This window comes from Roseateles sp. GW821-FHT09H11, assembly GCF_059415845.1.
The window spans coordinates 96,331-113,304 of record NZ_JBWKOA010000007.1; the positions used below are offsets into that span (position 1 = coordinate 96,331).

Consider the following 16,974-nt stretch of genomic DNA (forward strand, 5'->3'; position numbering starts at 1 on the left):
CTTCGCCTCGAACTCCGAGGAGCCCCGCCATGCCCGACCGCCGCTTGATCCTTCGATCCTCGCTTGCGCTGACGTCCGGTGCGTTGAGTGCGACCGCCATGACCTCCTCGACGGCTGCGGCGTCTTCCGCCAAAGCCAGCGTCGGCGACAGCAATCCTGTGCGCGCCGCCGAAGTCGCCTTCGCGGCCACGATGGCGAAGCGGGACTTCAAGGCCTTCGCCGAGTTCATCGCCGAGGACGCCGTCTTCATCGACGGGAAGCAGCCGCTGCGCGGCCGGGCCGCCGTGCTGGCGCACTGGAAGCGCTTCTTCGACGGCGCAGAAGCGCCGTTCTCCTGGGCGCCCGATCTCGTCGAAGTGCTGCCCGACGGCAAGCTCGGGTACTCCACCGGACCGGTGCATGTGAAGGACAAGCTGGTCGCGCGTTTCGCCTCCACATGGCGGCTCGACGCCGACGGCCGCTGGCGGGTCGTCTTCGACAACGGCAGCGAGGTCTGCGACTGCAAGCCGCCGCGTTAGCATCACTCCCCACGCACGCGGCGTCTCGACCGCGAGCCGTGACAGGGAGTCACCCATGAGATTCGAGGTCGGAGCGCGCCGTCTGGCGGGAACCTTGCTGGCCGCGTGCGCCTTGATCGCAGGGACTGTGCACGCCGAAGGCCTGAAGCGCGGCGACCTCGCGCCTGAACGGCTCGGCCGCACCTTGGACGGGGACGAGCTGAACCTCGCCAAGCATCGCGGGCAGATCGTCGTCGTCACCTTCTGGGCGACCTGGTGCCCGTACTGCCTCAAGGAGCTGCCTCAGCTCGAAAGCCTGCAGGGCGTCGCCAAGGAGCGTCTGCGGGTGATCGCGGTGAACACCGAGGACAAGAAGGTCTTCCGCCGCGTGGCCGGCATCATGAAGGACTTCAAGCTCCAGCTCGTCAACGACGCCGACAAGTCTGCGCAGCGGGCCTACGGCGTGAACGCGCTGCCGCATCTGTTCATCATCGACCGCGACGGCCGCATCGCCGCGATGCACCGCGGCTACGGCGAGGACTCGCTGGAACGGATCCTCGAAGAGATCAACGCGCAGCTCGCGAAGCCGATCCCGCCGGCGGCCGAGGGTGGCGCGGCCACATCCGGATCGTCCGCGCCTTGAATCGCACGACAGCACTGCGGCGACCGACGCCGTGGCTCCTTGGCGTCTCGGCGGCGATCGCTTTCCTCCCGTCGATCGGAGCCGCCGCCGAAAGCCGTTGTTTCGGCACCGTGGCCAACGGGCGCATCGCCGACAGCGTCCGCCTCCCGTTGAGCGGTCCGAACTTCTCGGCGTACAGCACGATCGCCGCCGGTGCGGGCCGAACCTACGTGCACTCGTCGGTGGCGCAGATCGTCGAGCGCAGCTACCGGACCTTGGAGACCGCGCTCCCAGGCACCGTTTTCGTCTATGGCGAAACAGGCCTCGCCGACGGTGGGCGCTTCAAGCCGCATCGCACCCATCAGAACGGCACCTCGGTGGACTTCTTCGTCCCCGTCAGGGACGGCAAGGACCGGTCAGTGCCGCTGCCCACGCCCGTCACGCAGCGCTTCGGCTACGACATCGAGTTCGACCGGGCGGCGCGGCATGGCGAGTACCGCATCGACTTCGAGGCGATGGCGGAGCATCTTTACCAGCTCGACGTAGCGGCGAGAGCGGAGGGCACGGGCATTGCGCAGGTGATCTTCGACCGTGCCTATCTGCCGAAGCTCTTCGCCACGAAACGAGGCCCGTGGCTGGAGAAGCACCTCAGCTTCATGAGAAGCAAGCCGTGGGTGCGCCATGACGAGCATTACCACGTGGACTTCGCGATCCGCTGCAAGGCGGCGTCGACAGCCTCTCGCTCTTGAGCCGCCAGCAGCGGCCCGGTCCGCTCACGCGAACCAGTCTTCGTCCGGCAGCTGCTCGAACACCCGCTTCAAGCCGCCGCCCCAGCCCTGGCTGATCGTCTTGAAGTAGGGATCGTCCTTGGTGATCCGGTGCGGTTCGGCCGGCGCGAAGCTGTCGGTCTTGTAGAGCAGCATGTCGATCGGCAGCCCCACGGACAGGTTGCTGCGGATCGTCGAGTCGAACGAGATCAGCGCGCACTTCGTGGCCTCGGCCAGCGAGCTGTCGAAGTCGATGACGCGGTCGATGATCGGCTTGCCGTACTTGGACTCGCCGATCTGCACGTAGGGCGTGTCCTCCGTCGCCTCGATGAAGTTGCCTTGCGGATAGACGTGGAAGACGCGCGGCGCTTCGCCCCGGATCTGCCCGCCGACGATGAAATTGGCGCCGAAGTCCACGCCCTGGTTCAGCTGGCCGACGCCGTCGCTGTCGCGCGCGACGACTTCCTTCAGCGTCTTGCCCACCAGCTCCGCGACGTCGTACATCGACGTCAGGTTCATCAGGTGCCGGCCGTCGGCCGAGGCGCGCTGGCGCAGCAGGCTCACCACGCTCTGCGTGGTCGCCAGATTGCCGGCCGTGAGCAGCGTGACGAGGCGCTCGCCGGGCTGCTCGAACAGATTCATCTTGCGGAACGTGGCGATGTGATCCACGCCCGCATTCGTCCGCGAGTCCGACGCGAACAGCAGGCCGGCACGCAGCCGCATGGCAACACAGTAAGTCATGGGCGGAAGGTTAGCGCATCAGGCTGGCGGCGCGCCGTCGTGGTGCATGCTCATTGCTGGTCGGTCGTGCCGGGCTTCACGTGCACTTCCGCCCGCATCGTCTCCAGTCCGCCCCCCGTGCGCACACCGCGCACCGGGCAGGCGTCCAGGTAGTCCGCGCCGGTCGCCAGCTTCACGTAGCGCCCGTCCGCCAGGCACTGGTTGCTGATGTCGTAGCCCAGCCAGCCTCCGGCCATGCCGTGCGCGGGGGCGGTGGCGTCGGCCGCGGGCAGGCGCACCTCCGCCCAGGCGTGGCTCGCCACATGCTCGAAATCCGTCGCGAGGTAACCCGACACGTAACGCGCCGGCAGCCCCAGCAGCCGCGCGCAGCAGACAAAGACCTGCGCATGGTCCTGGCAGACGCCGTGACCCGTCTCGAAGGCCTCCGCCGCGGGCGTCGCGGCATCGGTATAGCCTCGCACGTAAGGCATGCGCTCGCCGATGGCCGCCATCAACGCCAGCAGCGCGCCGTGCGCGTCGGCTTTCGCCGCGTCCGCGAAGCCGCCGGCGAACTGCCGCAACTGCTCGTCCGCCCGCGTCAGCGCGCTGTCGCGCAGGAACAGCTGGGAGGGCAGCTCTTCCTCGGGGTCCGGCGTGGGCGGCGCGTCATCGGTGTCGACCTCGCCGATCGCGCGCAGCACGATGTCGCGCCGCGGCCCGTCCAGGCTCAGCACGTGCATGGTGTTGCCGAAGGCGTCCTTGCAGGCGCTGGCGGGCGACGGCAGTTCCAGCTGCCAGTGCAGCACGCGCAGGCCGCGCGTCGGGCGCGGCGTCAGCCGCAGGTACTGCGTGCTGCGCGCCACGGGTGAGTCATAGGCGTAGACGGTCTCGTGCGAGATGTGCAGATGCATGGCGCTCTTTCTGTGCGGTGGGGCCCTCGGATCCGGAGGATCAAAGGGGTCGTGCGGCCGGGCGGTCGGCCGCCTGCCGTCACTGCGCCTCGAAGTAGGCCTGCTGGATGTCGCGGCCCAGCCGTGCCGAATCCTGCAGGAAGCCCGTCAACCAGGGGTGCAGCCCCTGGTCGAGGATCTCATCCACCGCACCATACTCCAGCCGCAGCGCGAGCCGGCCGGCGCTCTGCTTGACATTGCGGCCCGCGTCCTCGGCGCCCTCGCGCGCTTCGATCTGCGGCAGCACCGCGCGGATCTCGTCGCAGCAGGCGCGCAGCGAGCGCGGCACGTCCGGACGCAGGATCAGCAGTTCGGTCACGCGGCGGCCGTTCAGGCTGTCGCGATAGGCCGCGTGGTACGCCTCGAAGGCCGACAGCGACCGCAACAGCGCGTTCCAGGCGTAGAAGTCGGGCGCGCTTTCGCTCGGCGCGTCGACCGGCGCCAGCGTGTCCACGGCCGGCGCGATCAGCTGCGACTTCACGTCGAGCAGCCGCGCGGTGTTGTCCGCGCGCTCGACGAAGGTGCCCAGCCGGATGAAGCAGTACGCGTCGTTGCGCTGCAGCGTGCCGTAGGTCGCGCCGCGGAAGAGGTGGGAGCGCTCCTTCACCCAGTCGAAGAACGACGAGGGCTCGGCCACGCCCTTGCGCGCGAGCTCGCGGGCTTCCAGCCAGCTGGTGTTGATGGCTTCCCACATCTCGGCGGTGATCTGGCCGCGCACCGCATGCGCGTTCTCGCGCGCCTGCCGGATGCAGGACAGCACCGAGGCCGGGTTCTCCAGGTCGATCCCCATGAAGCGGAAGAGCTGCGCGGCGCTCAACTGCGGATGCCGCGCCTGATAGGCCTCGAGCGTGCCGGTCACGGCGAGCGGCGCGGCGAGTTCCGTCGCCGCGCCGCGCGATTGCGGCAGCAGCGACAGCGAATGCGTGACGTCGAGCATGCGCACCAGGTTCTCGGCGCGCTCCATGTAGCGGCTCATCCAGTAGAGCTGTGCGGCGGTACGGCTGAGCATTCAAGCCTCCCGCCGGGCCGACCCAAGGGGGGCGTGCGCCCCCTCGGGGGGCAGCGAACGAAGTGAGCGTGGGGGCTTCATCATTAGTTCTCCAGGATCCAGGTGTCCTTGGTGCCGCCACCCTGGGACGAATTGACGACCAGCGAGCCTGCCTTCAGCGCCACGCGCGTCAGGCCGCCGGCGACCATGTTGACCTCGCGCCCCGAGAGCACGAAGGGCCGCAGGTCGATGTGACGCGGCGCGATGCCGCGCTCGACGAAGGTCGGGCAGCTCGACAGGCACAGCGTCGGCTGCGCGATGTAGTTCGAGGGGTCGGCCTTGACGCGTTCCTTGAAGGCCGCGACCTCGGCGGCGGTCGAGGCCGGTCCGACCAGCATCCCGTAACCGCCGGCGCCGTGCACCTCCTTCACCACCAGCTCGGCCATGTTGGCGAGCACGTGGTCCAGGTCCTGCGGCTTGCGGCACTGCCAGGTCGGCACGTTGTGCAGGATGGGTTCCTCGCCGAGGTAGAAGCGGACCATGTCCGGCACGTAGGGGTAGATGGACTTGTCGTCCGCCACGCCGGTGCCGACCGCGTTGGCCAGCACCACGTGGCCCTGCTTGTAGACCGACAGCAGCCCCGGCACGCCCAGCATCGAATCCGACCGGAAGGCCAGCGGGTCGAGGAAGGCGTCGTCGATGCGGCGGTAGATCACGTCGACGCGCTTGGGGCCGACGGTGGTCCGCATGAACACGAAGCCGTCCTTGACGAACAGGTCCTGGCCCTCGACCAGCTCCACGCCCATCTGCTGCGCGAGGAAGGCATGCTCGAAGTAGGCGGAATTGAACGGCCCCGGCGTCATCACGACGACGGTCGGGTTGTCCGCCAGGCTGGCCTGGCGCAGCGTGTTCAGCAGCAGCGCCGGGTAGTGCGCGACCGGCGCGATCGGATACTTCGCGAACAGCTCCGGGAAGAGCCGCATCATCATCTTGCGGTTCTCCAGCATGTAGCTGACGCCGGAAGGCACCCGCAGGTTGTCTTCCAGCACGTAATAACCGCCGTCGGAGTGCCGGATCAGGTCCACCCCGGTGATGTGGGCGTAGACGCCCAGCGGCAGGTCCAGCCCCTGCATCGCCGGCTGGTACTGCGCGTTGGCGAAGACCTGCTCGGCCGGGATCAGGCCGGCCTTCACGATCTCATGGTCGTGGTAGATGTCCCACAGGAAGCGGTTGAGCGCGGTGACGCGCTGGCGCAGACCGCGCTCCAGCATCCGCCAGTCGTCGGCGGGCACGATGCGCGGGACGGTGTCGAAGGGGATCAGGCGCTCGGCGCCGGCCTCGTCCCCGTAGACGGCGAAGGTGATGCCGACCTTGTGGAACAGCAGGTCGGCCTCGGCCCGCTTCTTGGCGAGGGCGTCGGGCGTCTGCGCGTGCAGCCAGTCCGCGAAGTCCTGGTAACTGGGCCGGATCGCGCCGCTTTGCAGCAGCATCTCGTCATAGTGGCCAGCGGCCGGAAGGGTCAGCGCATGCATGAGGTCTCCAGGGGACGGACCGCCTCCGGTTGGCGGTCGGGAAGGGCAGGTTGCAAGCCTCGTGCCCACCCCGGTCCGGCGGACGGGCGGGCAACGCCTCCAGCTTGATCGCTTTTGGTGCGCCTGCAAAGCCCGCCCCGCGACGGTGCCCGGGCAGGGTCGGTCTTTGCCCGCCGCTGGTGCAGTGGCACTATCCCGCGTTGCGGGTCGGCCCGGCTCTCGCTACAACTGTCGCGATGCATGAGAACACGCAGGTCCTGCCCTCCCCGCCAGCCCCTGGCGGTCCCCCCGGTTCCGGCGGCGTGAACGCCGACGGCTTCGTCCCCCCGCGCGGCTCGCGCGCCTCGCTGGGCCGCTGGCTGACCGCCATGGTGCTCGCGGCGGTGGCGGTGGCGCTGCTGACCTCCGCGGTGCTGATCGAGAACTTCGCCCGCGCCCATGCCGAGCGCCGCGCGGTCGAGTCGCTGCGGCAGGTCGCGGTCGACTTCCGCGACGCGCTCGATCGCGGCATGGCGCAGCAGTTCAAGGAAGTCCGGGTGCTGGCCCAGCTGGAGCCCTTCCGACGTTTCGACGATCCCGAGGCGATGCGCCGCGCGCTGGATCAGGTGCAGGTGGGCTTCGACCACTTCGCGTGGCTGGGCGTGACCGACGGGCAGGGCAAGGTGCTGGCGGCCGCCGGGGGGCTGCTGGACGGTGTCGACGTTTCCAAGCGTCCATGGTGGCAGGGGGCGAAGGGCGGCCAGCCTTTCGTCGGCGACGTGCATGCGGCCCTGCTGCTGGAGAAGCTGCTGCCGCGCCAGAACGAGCCGTGGCGCTTCGTCGACTTCGCGATCCCGTTGCTCGACAGCCGCGGCCAGCTGCAGGGCGTGTTCGGCGTTCACCTGAGCTGGGGCTGGGCGCGGCAGATCAAGAGCGAGCTGATCGACGCGACGATGGCCTCCCACCAGGCCGATGCACTGGTGCTCGGCAAGGATGGCGTCGTGATCCTGGGGCCGTCGGACCGAGAGGGCAAGCCGATGCCGATCGGCACCGAGCACGGCCAGGGCCTGCGGCACCACGAGGCCGACGGGGTCGACTACTTCGCCGTCAGCGTGCCCAGCCAGGGTTACGGCCTTTATCCCGGCCTGGGCTGGACGGTGCTGGTGAGGCAGCCGGTGGCGGTGGCGCTGGCGGACTACTACGGGTTGCGGCGCCAGATCATGCTCAGCGCGTTGCTGCTGCTGGCGATGGCCGTGCCGCTGAGCTGGTGGCTGGCGCGGCGCATGAGCCGGCCGCTGCACCAGCTGGCCAAGGCGATCGCGCAGCGCCGTCACCTGAGCGAGGACGCGCTCCCCACTGTCGGCGGCTACCGCGAGGCGGCGGTGCTGTCGCACGCGCTGAACGAGCTGGCGGAACGGCAGGTGGCGCAGGACCGCTCGCTGGCGGAGCTGAACGCGTCGCTGGAGCTGCGCGTCGAGGCGCGCACGCTGGAGCTGCACGATGCGATGCTGCGACAGGAGGCCAGCGAGCGCCGGCTGCGCACGATCGCGGACAACCTCCCGGTGCTGATCTCCTACATCGACGCGGAGGAGCGCCTGCGTTTCCTCAACGCGACCTTCCGGACCTGGATGGGCATGGAGCCGGAGGCCGCGCTGGACCGGCCGCTGGCCGAGGTCATCGGGCCGGTGCTGCATGCGCAGCGGCAACCCTTCCTGAAGGCGGCGCTGGCCGGTGTGCGGCAGCGTTTCGAGACGCGCTCCGAATCCAACGGCGTGGTGCGCGACATGCTCGCCGAGTACGTGCCCGACCTGCGTCCCGACGGCAGCGTCGCGGGCGTGTACACGTTGGCGACCGACATCACGCCCTTCAAGCAGGTGGAGCGGGAACTGGACCAGCTCAGCCGCGTGGACCCGTTGACCGGGTTGCCGAACCGGCGCCAGTTCGAGTCCCGCCTCGCCGACGCCATCGCCCGCACGCGTCGGAACGAGCGCACGATGGCGCTGATGTTCCTGGACCTGGACCACTTCAAGCAGGTGAACGATTCGATGGGGCATGCGGCGGGGGACGTGGTGCTGAGGGCCTTCGCCGACCGCGTGCGCGGCGCGATCCGCGAGACCGACCAGCTCTGCCGCCTGGCCGGCGACGAGTTCGTCCTGATCATCGAGAACCTGCATGCCCCTCAGGAGGCGGCGCTCGTCGCGGAGAAGGTGCTGGCGGTGGTGAAGGCGCCGCTGACCTTGCAAGGACACGACCTGCAGCTGTCGACCAGCATCGGCATCGCCTGCCATGACGGCGGGGCCGAGGGCGACGTGGCCCTGCTGGGCCGCGCCGACAACGCGCTCTACGCCGCGAAGGCCGCCGGACGAGGCTGCTGGAAGTTGGCGGACTGAGCGCGCGCTCCGGGCGCGGCTTCGGGTGTAATGCGCGACATGGTTGCCCGCTCGACTCCCGCTCCGTCCACGCCCAAACCGGCGCTGAAGCCAGCGCTCAAGTTCCGCATGCGCGTCACCATCGGCGAAGTCATCGCCATCGGGCCGGGCAAGATCGCGTTGCTGGAAGCGCTCGACGACACCGGCTCCATCACCGCGGCGGCGAAGTCGCTGGACATGTCCTATCGCCGCGCGTGGCTGCTGATCGATGAGACCAACCGCGCGCTCAAGGAACCCGCCGTTGCCACCGCCGCCGGTGGCGCCAAAGGCGGCGGGAGCGCGCTCACCGAGTCCGGTCGGGCGCTGATCTCGCTCTATCGGCAGATCGAGGAGACCGCACTGGCAGCCTGCAAAGGCGAGATCAAGCAGCTGATGAAGCTCCTAGCCGCCTGAGGCGCAATATCCTGGGATATATTGCGAGCCTCCTCCGTGTCCGCCCTTCGAGGGACTCGCCATGCGCTCGATTCTTCCCGTCCAGATCGCTCGCCGAGCCGCCGTGCTGGGCCTCGCGCTGATGGCCGCCAGCCTCGCGCAGGCAGCGGACGTGACCGTCTCCGCCGCCGCCAGCCTGACCAACGCGTTCAAGGAACTGGCCCCGGCTTTCGAGGCTGCGCATCCGGGCACCAAGGTCCAGTTCAACTTCGCCGCGTCGGACGCGCTGCTCGCACAGATCACCAAGGGCGCGCCGGTCGACGTCTTCGCGTCGGCCGACCAGGAGACGATGGACAAGGCCCAGCAGCAGAAGCTGCTGGTCGACGGCACGCGGCGCAACTTCGTCAGCAACGCGCTGGTCGTCATCACGCCGGCCGAGAACGGTGTCGCGCTGAAGACGCTCGCCGATCTGCAGCAGCCGGGCGTGAAGCGCATCGCCCTCGGCAAGCCGGAAGGCGTGCCTGCCGGCCGTTATGCCAAGGGCGCGCTGGAGAAGGCCAAGCTGTGGACGGCCGTCGAGCCGAAGGCGGTCTACGCGCAGAACGTGCGCCAGGCGCTGGACTACGTGTCGCGCGGCGAGACCGAGGCCGGCTTCGTCTACGCGACCGACGCCCTCGTGCTGAAGGACAAGGTCCGCATCCTGTTCAGCGTGCCGACCGAGACGCCGATCTCCTATCCGATCGCCGTCACCAACGGCGGCACGAATGCCCAGGGCGGCAGGCAGTTCCTGGACTTCGTCGCCTCGGCCGCCGGTCAGGCGGTGCTGGCCAGACATGGCTTCCAGAAGCCCTGAACGGCCGTTGATATCCGGCTGAGGAGCGGCACCCCCGTGGAACCTGCCTGGATCGCGCTCGCCTTGTCGCTGAAGGTCGCCGGCTGGGCGACCGCGCTCAATCTGGTGCTCGGGGTGGTCGCCGGCTTCGCGCTCGCGCGTCTGCGCTTTCCGGGCCGGGAGCTGCTCGACGCCGTGCTGACGCTCCCGATGGTGCTGCCGCCGACGGTGCTCGGCTACTACCTGCTCGTGGTCATCGGCAAGCGCGGCTGGCTGGGCGCGTGGCTGTGGGAGACCTTCGGCATCAACCTGATCTTCACCTGGCAGGGCGCGGTGATCGCGGCAACGATCGTCGCCTTCCCGCTGGTCATGAAGTCCGCGCGCGCCGCGTTCGAGGGCGTCGATCCGCAGCTGGAGCGCGCCGGCCGCGTGCTGGGGCTCAATGAATGGGCGCTGTTCTTCCGCGTGACACTGCCGATGGCGTGGCGCGGCGTGCTGGCCGGCGTGCTGCTGGCCTTCGCCCGCGCGCTGGGCGAGTTCGGGGCGACGCTGATGGTCGCGGGCAGCATCCCGGGCAAGACGCAGACGCTGTCGGTCGCGGTCTACGAGGCGGTGCAGGCCGGGCAGGACGACACCGCCAACCTGCTGGTGCTGATCGTGTCGCTGACCTGTGTCGTGGTGCTGCTGGCCGCCGGCCGGCTGGCCGGACCGAGGAGCGGCGCATGAGCTTCGAGGTGCGCATCCGCAAGCACGTCGAGGGCGGCGGGCGTCGCTTCGAGCTCGATGTCGCCTTCCGCACCGATGCGCGGCGGACGGTGATCTACGGGCCGTCGGGCGCCGGCAAGAGCCTGACGCTGCAGGCGATCGCGGGCCTGTTGAAGCCCGACGCCGGCACGATCCACATCGACGGTCATCCGGTCTTCGACAGCGCATCGCGCATCGACGTGCCGGCCCGCGAGCGGCGGCTGGGCTATCTGTTCCAGGACTACGCGCTGTTCCCGCGGCTGACGGTGCGGCAGAACATCGCCTTCGCCCTGAAGCGCGGTTGGCGGAACCCGTCACGCCACGAGGGCGGCGAGGCGGTCGACCGCTGGATCCAGGCCTTCGAGCTGGAACGCGTCGCGCAGCAGCGACCGCACCAGTTGTCCGGAGGACAGCGTCAGCGCACCGCGCTGGCGCGCGCGCTGGTGAACGAGCCGCGCGCGCTGCTGCTCGACGAGCCGTTCTCCGCGCTGGATCCGGCCTTGCGCGGCCGCATGCGGACGGAGCTCGATACGCTGCTCGAGCGCGTCGGTGTGCCGATGCTGATGATCACGCACGACCCCGAGGATCTGGCGCGCTTCGGCGACCACCGCGTGATGCTCCGCGACGGCAGGGTGCGCGAGGCCGAGTCCGAAGGATCCTGACAGCGCTCGTCGTCCGGACCCTGAGAATCGGGCGTCATGGAGGGCGACGTGGGAAGCGACGACATGCGGCAGTCAGAGGCGGTGCCGGAGGCGGACGGGGTCAGTCATTGCGACCTTGTCATGAAGGGCGGTGTCACCAGCGGCGTCATCTACCCGCGGCTGGTGGCCGGGCTCTCCGATCGATACCGGTTCAAGAACATCGGCGGCACCTCGGCCGGCGCGATCGCGGCCGGGGCGAGCGCCGCGGCGGAATTCGGCCGTCAGCGCGGCCATGCCGGCGCTTTCGAGCGGCTGGCCCGGCTGCCGGAGGAACTCGGCGCCGAACTCCCCGGGGCAAGACGTGGCCCCGCTCGCAGTCGGCTGTTCACGCTCTTCCAGCCGGTCCCCGCGCTGCGCCGCCACTTCGACGTGCTGACGCGGGCGCTCGGCAAGCCGGTGGGCGCGGCGGTGGCGTCGGTCCTCGGCGGGATGGTCGCGATGCACGGCTTCGCGGCACTGGCGATCGCCGGCATTGGCGCCGCCTTGCTCGTGCCCTATGCCGGGCTGCTCATGCCGGACGCAGGGACCGGGCCCTGGCAGAAGCTGTTCGCGGTCGTGGGGCTGGCGGTGATCGTCGCACTCGTGGCGGCAGCCGTTGCCGGGACCGTGCTGCTGCTCTTCACCCGAGGCTTGCTCCGCGGGCTCAAGGACAACGGCTATGGCCTGTGCAGCGGCCAGACCCAGCCGGGCCACGAGGGACCAGCCGCGCTCACCGACTGGCTCCACGTCTATTTCAACGAGCTCGCCGGCAAGAGCGTCGATGGCCCGCCGTTGAGCTTCGGCGACCTGTGGGGACCGGACCCGGCGACGCGGCGCATCAACCTCGAGGTGATCACCAGCGCGGTCAGCCAGCAGATGGTCTACAGCATCCCGTTCCGGCCCGGGACGCCGATGTTCTATTACGACCCGGCGGAGTGGTCGCGGCTGTTCCCTCCTGCGGTGATGGCGGCGTTGGTGGCCCAGTTCGGCAGTGGCCATGACGGTCCGGTGATCGAGAGCGCCCAGGGCCGCGAGCTGCGCCCGCTGCCCCGGCATGGCGATCTGCCGGTGGTGGTGGCGATCCGGATGAGCCTCAGCTTTCCGCTGCTGCTGTCGGCGGTACCGCTGTACGCCGTGGACTGGTCGCGCACGGCCAACCAGCGCACGCAGGCCGCGGTCCGCGCCGCGGTGACGGCCGAGGAGCGCCGCGGCCTGAGACTGCGGGCGACGCGCATCTGGTTCTCGGACGGCGGCATCGGCAGCAACCTGCCGCTGCACCTGTTCGACGCGATGCTGCCGCGCCATCCGACCTTCGCGGTCAACCTGAAGCGCCCGCATCCGGACCACGTGATCCGACCCGAGGACCCGGGCAACGAGGGCGGGCGGATCTACCTGCCCGAGGACGACCGCGGCGGCCGCCTGCGCTACTGGCCGGAGCCGGACCTGGTCGACGGCTGGGAGCACCAAGCGCCGCAGGCGCGGGAGAAGGCGCCGCTGGTGGGCCTGGCCGGCTTCCTGTGGAGCATCGTCGCCACGATGCAGAACTGGCGCGACGAGATCCTGTTCCCCACGCCGGGCTTCCGCGACCGCATCGTCCAGATCAGCCAGAAGGCCGACGAGGGCGGGCTCAACCTCGCGATGCCCGCCGGCACGATCGCCGCGCTGGCGGAGGCGGGCGACATGGCGGCTCGGCGCCTGGTGGCGCGTTTCCACCCGTCGGGCGCCGAGGGCGGGGCAGGCTGGGACAGCCATCGGCGCGCCAGGCTGACGACCTTCCTCGGCGTGATGCAGCCGGCGACCGTGGAGTTGGCGTCGGTGATGGCGTCGGTGATGGCGACAGGCACGAGCAGGAGCACCGGGTCGGGGACGGTGGCGGACTGGCTGGTGCTGCTCGACACGGATACGCGTTACCAGCGCTCGTCGGCGATGCGGGCCGAGGCGGCGCGGTTCCTCACCGGCCTGGACCGCATCGGCGCCGCGACGCCGCGCAAGCTTTCCGGTCAGCCGCGCACGCTGGATGTCGGCTCGCTCAAGCCCCTCCCTCAGGTGCGATTGACGCCCCGGATCTGAGCATCGCCCACACCTGTGCCAAGCTTTCCACAGGGCCGACGCCTCTTAACGGCGGCTTGAGATGGGTGTACGGTGGGGGTGCCAACATCGTGCCGCGCGGGGTCCGATCTCCCTTCGGGCCGGCGACCGAGGAGAAAAAACATGGCGTCCAACGTGAACGTCCGCGGGTCCATCGGCCGGCGACTGGGCTTGGTGCAGGCCCTGGTGCTGGTGATTGCGCTGATCGGATCGGCGATGGGATATCTGGGTCTGAGCCGCGTGGCGGCGCAGACGGAGTCCATGTACCAGGAGACCATCGTCACCGAGCGGGTGGCCTCCGACTGGTACCGCAACGTCTTCAACGGCGGGACGCGCACGACGGCGATCGCCGTGAGCGCGGACCCGGCCCTGGCGACCTTCTTCGCCGAGCAGGCGGCGGAGTCGACCAAGTCCTCGACGGAGCTGCAGGGTCGGATGGACAAGCTGCTGAACTCGCCGGAGGAACGCGCCGCCTTCGACCGCGTGATCGATCTGCGCAAGACCTACATCAAGGTGCGCGACACGATCACCGAGGCGAAGAAGCAAGGCGATCCGGCGCGGGCGAAGCAGCTCTTCGACGAGCAGTTCAAGCCGGCCGCGGCGGCGTATCTGGAGAGCATCCGCGTGATCGCGCAGCAGCAGCGTGATCAGCTCGACTCGGCGCTGAAGGCGCTGGCGAAGACCAACGCGCGGGCGCGGACCGCCTTGGTGGTGTTCGGGCTGGTGGCGCTGGTGGCGGGCGGGGCCCTGGCGGTGTGGCTGACGCGATCGATCACGCGTCCGCTCGCCCAGGCGGCGGAGGTGGCCGATGCCATCGCGCGCTTCGACCTGACGGGCCGCATCGAGACGACGGGCGGCGACGAGACGGGCCAGCTGCTGCGGTCGCTGAGCGAGATGCAGGGCGCGCTGGTCCGCCTGATCGGCGAGGTGCGCGGATCGACGGACAGCATCAGCACGGCGAGCGCGGAGATCGCCACGGGCAACATGGACCTGTCGGCGCGCACGGAGCAGACGGCGTCCAACCTGCAGCAGGCGGCGGCGTCGCTGACGCAGCTGACGGGCACGGTGCGGCAGACCGCGGACGCGGCGACGACGGCCAATCAACTGGCCGGATCGGCGGCGGAGACGGCGCAGCGCGGCGGCGCGGTGATGGGTCAGGTCGTGGCGACGATGGGCGAGATCAGCGACAGCTCGCGGCGCATTGCCGACATCATCGGCGTGATCGACGGCATCGCGTTCCAGACCAACATCCTGGCGCTGAACGCGGCGGTCGAGGCGGCGCGGGCCGGCGAGCAGGGCCGGGGCTTCGCGGTGGTGGCGAGCGAGGTGCGCTCGCTGGCGCAGCGCAGCGCGCAGGCGGCCAAGGAGATCAAGACGCTGATCGCCACGAGCGTGGACCGCGTGGAATCCGGATCGCGGCTGGTCAGCGACGCGGGTTCGACGATGAACGACATCGTGACCAGCGTGCAGCGGGTGACGGACATCATTGCCGAGATCCGCGCGGCGTCGCAGGAGCAGAGCGACGGCATCAATCAGGTGAACGCCGCAGTGGGTCAGCTGGATCAGATGACGCAGCAGAACGCGGCGCTGGTCGAGGAAGCGGCCTCCGCGGCGGAGAGCCTCAAGGACCAGTCGCTGCGTCTGTCGACGGCGATCGGGGTGTTCAGGTTGACGTGATGTGGCCGGAGCCGCCCGGGCCGCTCGGCCGGCTCGTGGCGGAGTGGCCGGCGAGGATCTCGGCCTCGCGCTCCGGCGACAGCGTCGTGACGAGCTTGCTGGCATCCCAGCCCGCCTCGCGCGGTGCTTTCGCCCAGGCGAGGGTGTCGGCGGCCGTCTCCTGGATGGGCCGGGTCATGAGACCCGCGGCGACGGCGCGGGATGCGTCGCCCAGCAGCATGCCGCCGTGGGTCGGATCCTCTTCGGGCAGCCACAGCGGCAGCCCGGTCCACGGCGCCACGCCGAGCACGAGCAGCATGGCGTCCGGCTTCCAGTGGAAGCGGGCATCGCTGCCCGGCGCGGCTTGCAGGCAAGCGTCGAGCAGCGTCTGCATCGGCAGTGGCGGGCCGACCGCGTTGAACGCGCCGGTGGTCCGTGACTCCGCGAGCGTCACGCAGAACGCGGCGAGGTCGCGGACATCGATGACCTGCACCGGCCGCTCGGGCCGCCCCGGCGCGAGCACCTCGCCGCCGCGCGCGACGCGCGTCGGCCAATAGGTGAATCGACCGGTCGGGTCATGCGGGCCGACGATCAACCCCGGGCGCACGATCGCGTGGCGGTCGGGCAGGGCGCGGGCGAGTGCTTCCTCGGCACGGGCCTTCAGCGGACCGTAGCCTTCGTTGCCTTCAGCAAGCGGCGTTGATTCGTCGAAGACGCGATGCGGCGGGAACACGCCGTACGCCGAGATCGAGGACACGAGGACGATGTGCGGCGCGCCCGTGTCGAGCGCGGCGACGGTGCGCTCGATCTGCGCGGGGTTGAAGGCGGTGCAGTCGATGACCGCATCGAACTCGCGACCGCGCAGCGCGCTCATGTCGCCGTCGCGATCGCCGATGACGCGCTCGACCTCCGGGAACAGACCCGGGCCGTGCCGGCCACGATTCAGCATCGAGACCGTGTGACCGCGCGCCAGCGCGGCGTCGATGACGTGGCGACCGAGGAAGACGGTGCCGCCGAGGATGAGGAGGCGCATGGCGTTCTGTTCCTTGGTGGGAGTGACCTCAGTGTCCATCTTTCGGGATGTCAGAACGGGAGCGCCATCCCGCTGGCGCGGGCCGTGTCGAAGAGCTGCTTCGCGAGGTGGTAATCGGTGATGTCACTGGCAAGGCTTGTGACGCAGAAGTCGTAGAGGTTGTCTTCGGCGTCGCGATAGACCAGGACGAATTGGGTGCAAGACTCCCGCGAGTTCTGGGAGAAGAGCAGCCTCGCGGAGAAGTTTTTTGCCGTGCAGAAGACAGCGTCGAAATAGTCGTACGTCCACGGGAGCTCTCCGGCTTCAGTGCGCTGCACGAGCTCGGACACAAAGTGTCGGACCTTCTCAGGAAACATGGGGTTTGCTCCTTCCGGATATCAGTTGTTCAAGGGCTTGTTTCACATCCAGGGAACGCTCCTGGATGTCGGTCAGAACGCGTTTGGAGAGACGTTCGTCTCGATCGTTGGATCGGATGGCGTCCTGAAGATGCGCCTCAAGTCCCACGAGCCCGATGGACAACTCGTCGGTCTCAGGGCCAGGCGGCACGGCCCGCAAGAATGACCGCCGAGCCTGCTGGACGCATTGCAGGGCTGTGGACCTCCGGTTGTCGATGAGGTCGTCATTGATGCGGTCGATCAACAACAGGCACTCGCTCAGGAGCGCTGCGCGATCCACCTTCCGCGCTTCGGCGAGCAGCGCCCGAGCCTCGGCGCGGATGCCCTTGGAAATGCTGATCGCTTGCAGTACCTCGGACACCGTGATCAACAATCCGATGAAGGTCGCGACACCGCCGATGTAGCTGAAGCGGTCGAAGCTGTCCTTGTCCGCCAGCACTTCGGCGCGGAAGTGATACGCGGCCCACACGATGCCGATGCTGGCAACGCCGTAGGCGAGCCTGATCCAGTTCTCTTTGAGCAATTCCATCCGAAGACCTCTTGGCGGGCGTGAAGCCAGCTCCAGCGAGGCGCTGACCTGGCCGGTCGCGCTGGAGCAGAGGTGAGGAACTCTAGGGAAATCCGTTCGCGGATCAATCGCACAAATGGCGGCACCCGCATGAGCGAATTTGCGTGTCGGCGGTCCCGCCG

The 16,974-nt window shown here is 69.3% G+C and carries 17 protein-coding genes; 10 read left to right on the forward strand and 7 right to left on the reverse strand.

Annotation, left to right across the window (positions count from 1 at the left end; translation table 11 throughout):
* Positions 1 to 29: 29 nt before the first annotated feature.
* Genes AC07PR_RS22470 through AC07PR_RS22480 form a run of 3 tightly spaced genes read left to right on the forward strand, consistent with a single transcriptional unit; the run spans position 30 to position 1,868 of the window.
* Complete coding sequence (locus AC07PR_RS22470) at positions 30 to 518, forward strand: YybH family protein (RefSeq protein ID WP_495136631.1); 489 nt, start codon at positions 30 to 32, stop codon at positions 516 to 518.
* Between the two features lie 55 nt (positions 519 to 573).
* Positions 574 to 1,140 carry a TlpA family protein disulfide reductase gene (locus AC07PR_RS22475; protein WP_495136632.1) on the forward strand — a complete coding sequence of 189 codons (567 nt, stop codon included), beginning with the start codon at positions 574 to 576 and terminating at the stop codon, positions 1,138 to 1,140.
* Positions 1,137 to 1,868, forward strand: coding sequence for a penicillin-insensitive murein endopeptidase (locus tag AC07PR_RS22480; RefSeq protein ID WP_495136633.1), 732 nt, complete (start codon positions 1,137 to 1,139; stop codon positions 1,866 to 1,868). Before AC07PR_RS22475 ends, AC07PR_RS22480 begins: the two co-directional genes overlap by 4 nt.
* A 24-nt stretch (positions 1,869 to 1,892) precedes the next feature.
* Here the strand turns inward: AC07PR_RS22480 and AC07PR_RS22485 are convergent, their stop codons facing one another.
* The 4 genes from AC07PR_RS22485 to AC07PR_RS22500 all read right to left on the reverse strand — a co-directional run bounded on the left by AC07PR_RS22485 (position 1,893) and on the right by AC07PR_RS22500 (position 6,076).
* Positions 1,893 to 2,627: a proteasome-type protease gene (locus AC07PR_RS22485; RefSeq protein ID WP_377158657.1), complete on the reverse strand. Its 735-nt coding sequence runs from the start codon at positions 2,625 to 2,627 to the stop codon at positions 1,893 to 1,895.
* A 50-nt stretch (positions 2,628 to 2,677) separates the two neighbouring features.
* A complete protein-coding gene (locus tag AC07PR_RS22490) occupies positions 2,678 to 3,517 on the reverse strand; it encodes a transglutaminase family protein (RefSeq protein ID WP_495136634.1) in 840 nt (279 codons plus the stop codon).
* Positions 3,518 to 3,596: 79 nt separating this feature from the next.
* Positions 3,597 to 4,565 (reverse strand): alpha-E domain-containing protein, encoded by a 969-nt coding sequence (locus AC07PR_RS22495; RefSeq protein WP_377158654.1) that lies wholly within the window; start codon positions 4,563 to 4,565, stop codon positions 3,597 to 3,599.
* Between the two features lie 83 nt (positions 4,566 to 4,648).
* Positions 4,649 to 6,076: a circularly permuted type 2 ATP-grasp protein gene (locus AC07PR_RS22500; protein ID WP_377158653.1), complete on the reverse strand. Its 1,428-nt coding sequence runs from the start codon at positions 6,074 to 6,076 to the stop codon at positions 4,649 to 4,651.
* Positions 6,077 to 6,312: 236 nt separating this feature from the next.
* On the opposite strand from AC07PR_RS22500, the gene AC07PR_RS22505 reads away from it, so the two are divergent.
* From AC07PR_RS22505 to AC07PR_RS22535, 7 genes are all read left to right on the forward strand, one after another.
* Positions 6,313 to 8,445 (forward strand): diguanylate cyclase domain-containing protein, encoded by a 2,133-nt coding sequence (locus AC07PR_RS22505; protein WP_495136635.1) that lies wholly within the window; start codon positions 6,313 to 6,315, stop codon positions 8,443 to 8,445.
* 108 nt (positions 8,446 to 8,553) lie between these two features.
* Complete coding sequence (locus tag AC07PR_RS22510; protein ID WP_483108412.1) at positions 8,554 to 8,877, forward strand: winged helix-turn-helix domain-containing protein; 324 nt, start codon at positions 8,554 to 8,556, stop codon at positions 8,875 to 8,877.
* Positions 8,878 to 8,938: 61 nt separating this feature from the next.
* Positions 8,939 to 9,709, forward strand: a complete 771-nt coding sequence (gene modA, locus AC07PR_RS22515) for a molybdate ABC transporter substrate-binding protein (protein WP_483108413.1) — start codon at positions 8,939 to 8,941, stop codon at positions 9,707 to 9,709.
* Positions 9,710 to 9,745: 36 nt separating this feature from the next.
* Positions 9,746 to 10,414, forward strand: coding sequence for a molybdate ABC transporter permease subunit (gene modB / locus AC07PR_RS22520; RefSeq protein ID WP_377158645.1), 669 nt, complete (start codon positions 9,746 to 9,748; stop codon positions 10,412 to 10,414).
* Positions 10,411 to 11,094 (forward strand): sulfate/molybdate ABC transporter ATP-binding protein, encoded by a 684-nt coding sequence (locus AC07PR_RS22525; protein WP_377158643.1) that lies wholly within the window; start codon positions 10,411 to 10,413, stop codon positions 11,092 to 11,094. The genes modB and AC07PR_RS22525 overlap by 4 nt, the downstream gene beginning before the upstream one ends.
* A gap of 48 nt (positions 11,095 to 11,142) precedes the next feature.
* The gene (locus AC07PR_RS22530) at positions 11,143 to 13,182 is read left to right on the forward strand and encodes a hypothetical protein (protein ID WP_495136636.1); all 2,040 of its coding nucleotides are present in this window, start codon (positions 11,143 to 11,145) and stop codon (positions 13,180 to 13,182) included.
* A gap of 141 nt (positions 13,183 to 13,323) precedes the next feature.
* Entirely contained in the window at positions 13,324 to 14,877 is a 1,554-nt protein-coding gene (locus AC07PR_RS22535; protein WP_495136637.1) for a methyl-accepting chemotaxis protein, read from the forward strand.
* Here the strand turns inward: AC07PR_RS22535 and AC07PR_RS22540 are convergent.
* From AC07PR_RS22540 to AC07PR_RS22550, 3 genes are read right to left on the reverse strand one after another with little or no spacing between them, the layout of a single operon-like run.
* On the reverse strand, positions 14,864 to 15,889 hold the full coding sequence (locus tag AC07PR_RS22540) for an NAD-dependent epimerase/dehydratase family protein (protein WP_495136638.1): 1,026 nt from the start codon (positions 15,887 to 15,889) through the stop codon (positions 14,864 to 14,866). The genes AC07PR_RS22535 and AC07PR_RS22540 overlap by 14 nt on opposite strands.
* A 50-nt stretch (positions 15,890 to 15,939) precedes the next feature.
* Positions 15,940 to 16,245 carry a hypothetical protein gene (locus AC07PR_RS22545; protein ID WP_431101054.1) on the reverse strand — a complete coding sequence of 102 codons (306 nt, stop codon included), beginning with the start codon at positions 16,243 to 16,245 and terminating at the stop codon, positions 15,940 to 15,942.
* Positions 16,235 to 16,813, reverse strand: coding sequence for a hypothetical protein (locus tag AC07PR_RS22550; protein ID WP_495136639.1), 579 nt, complete (start codon positions 16,811 to 16,813; stop codon positions 16,235 to 16,237). Before AC07PR_RS22550 ends, AC07PR_RS22545 begins: the two co-directional genes overlap by 11 nt.
* Positions 16,814 to 16,974: the final 161 nt, after the last annotated feature.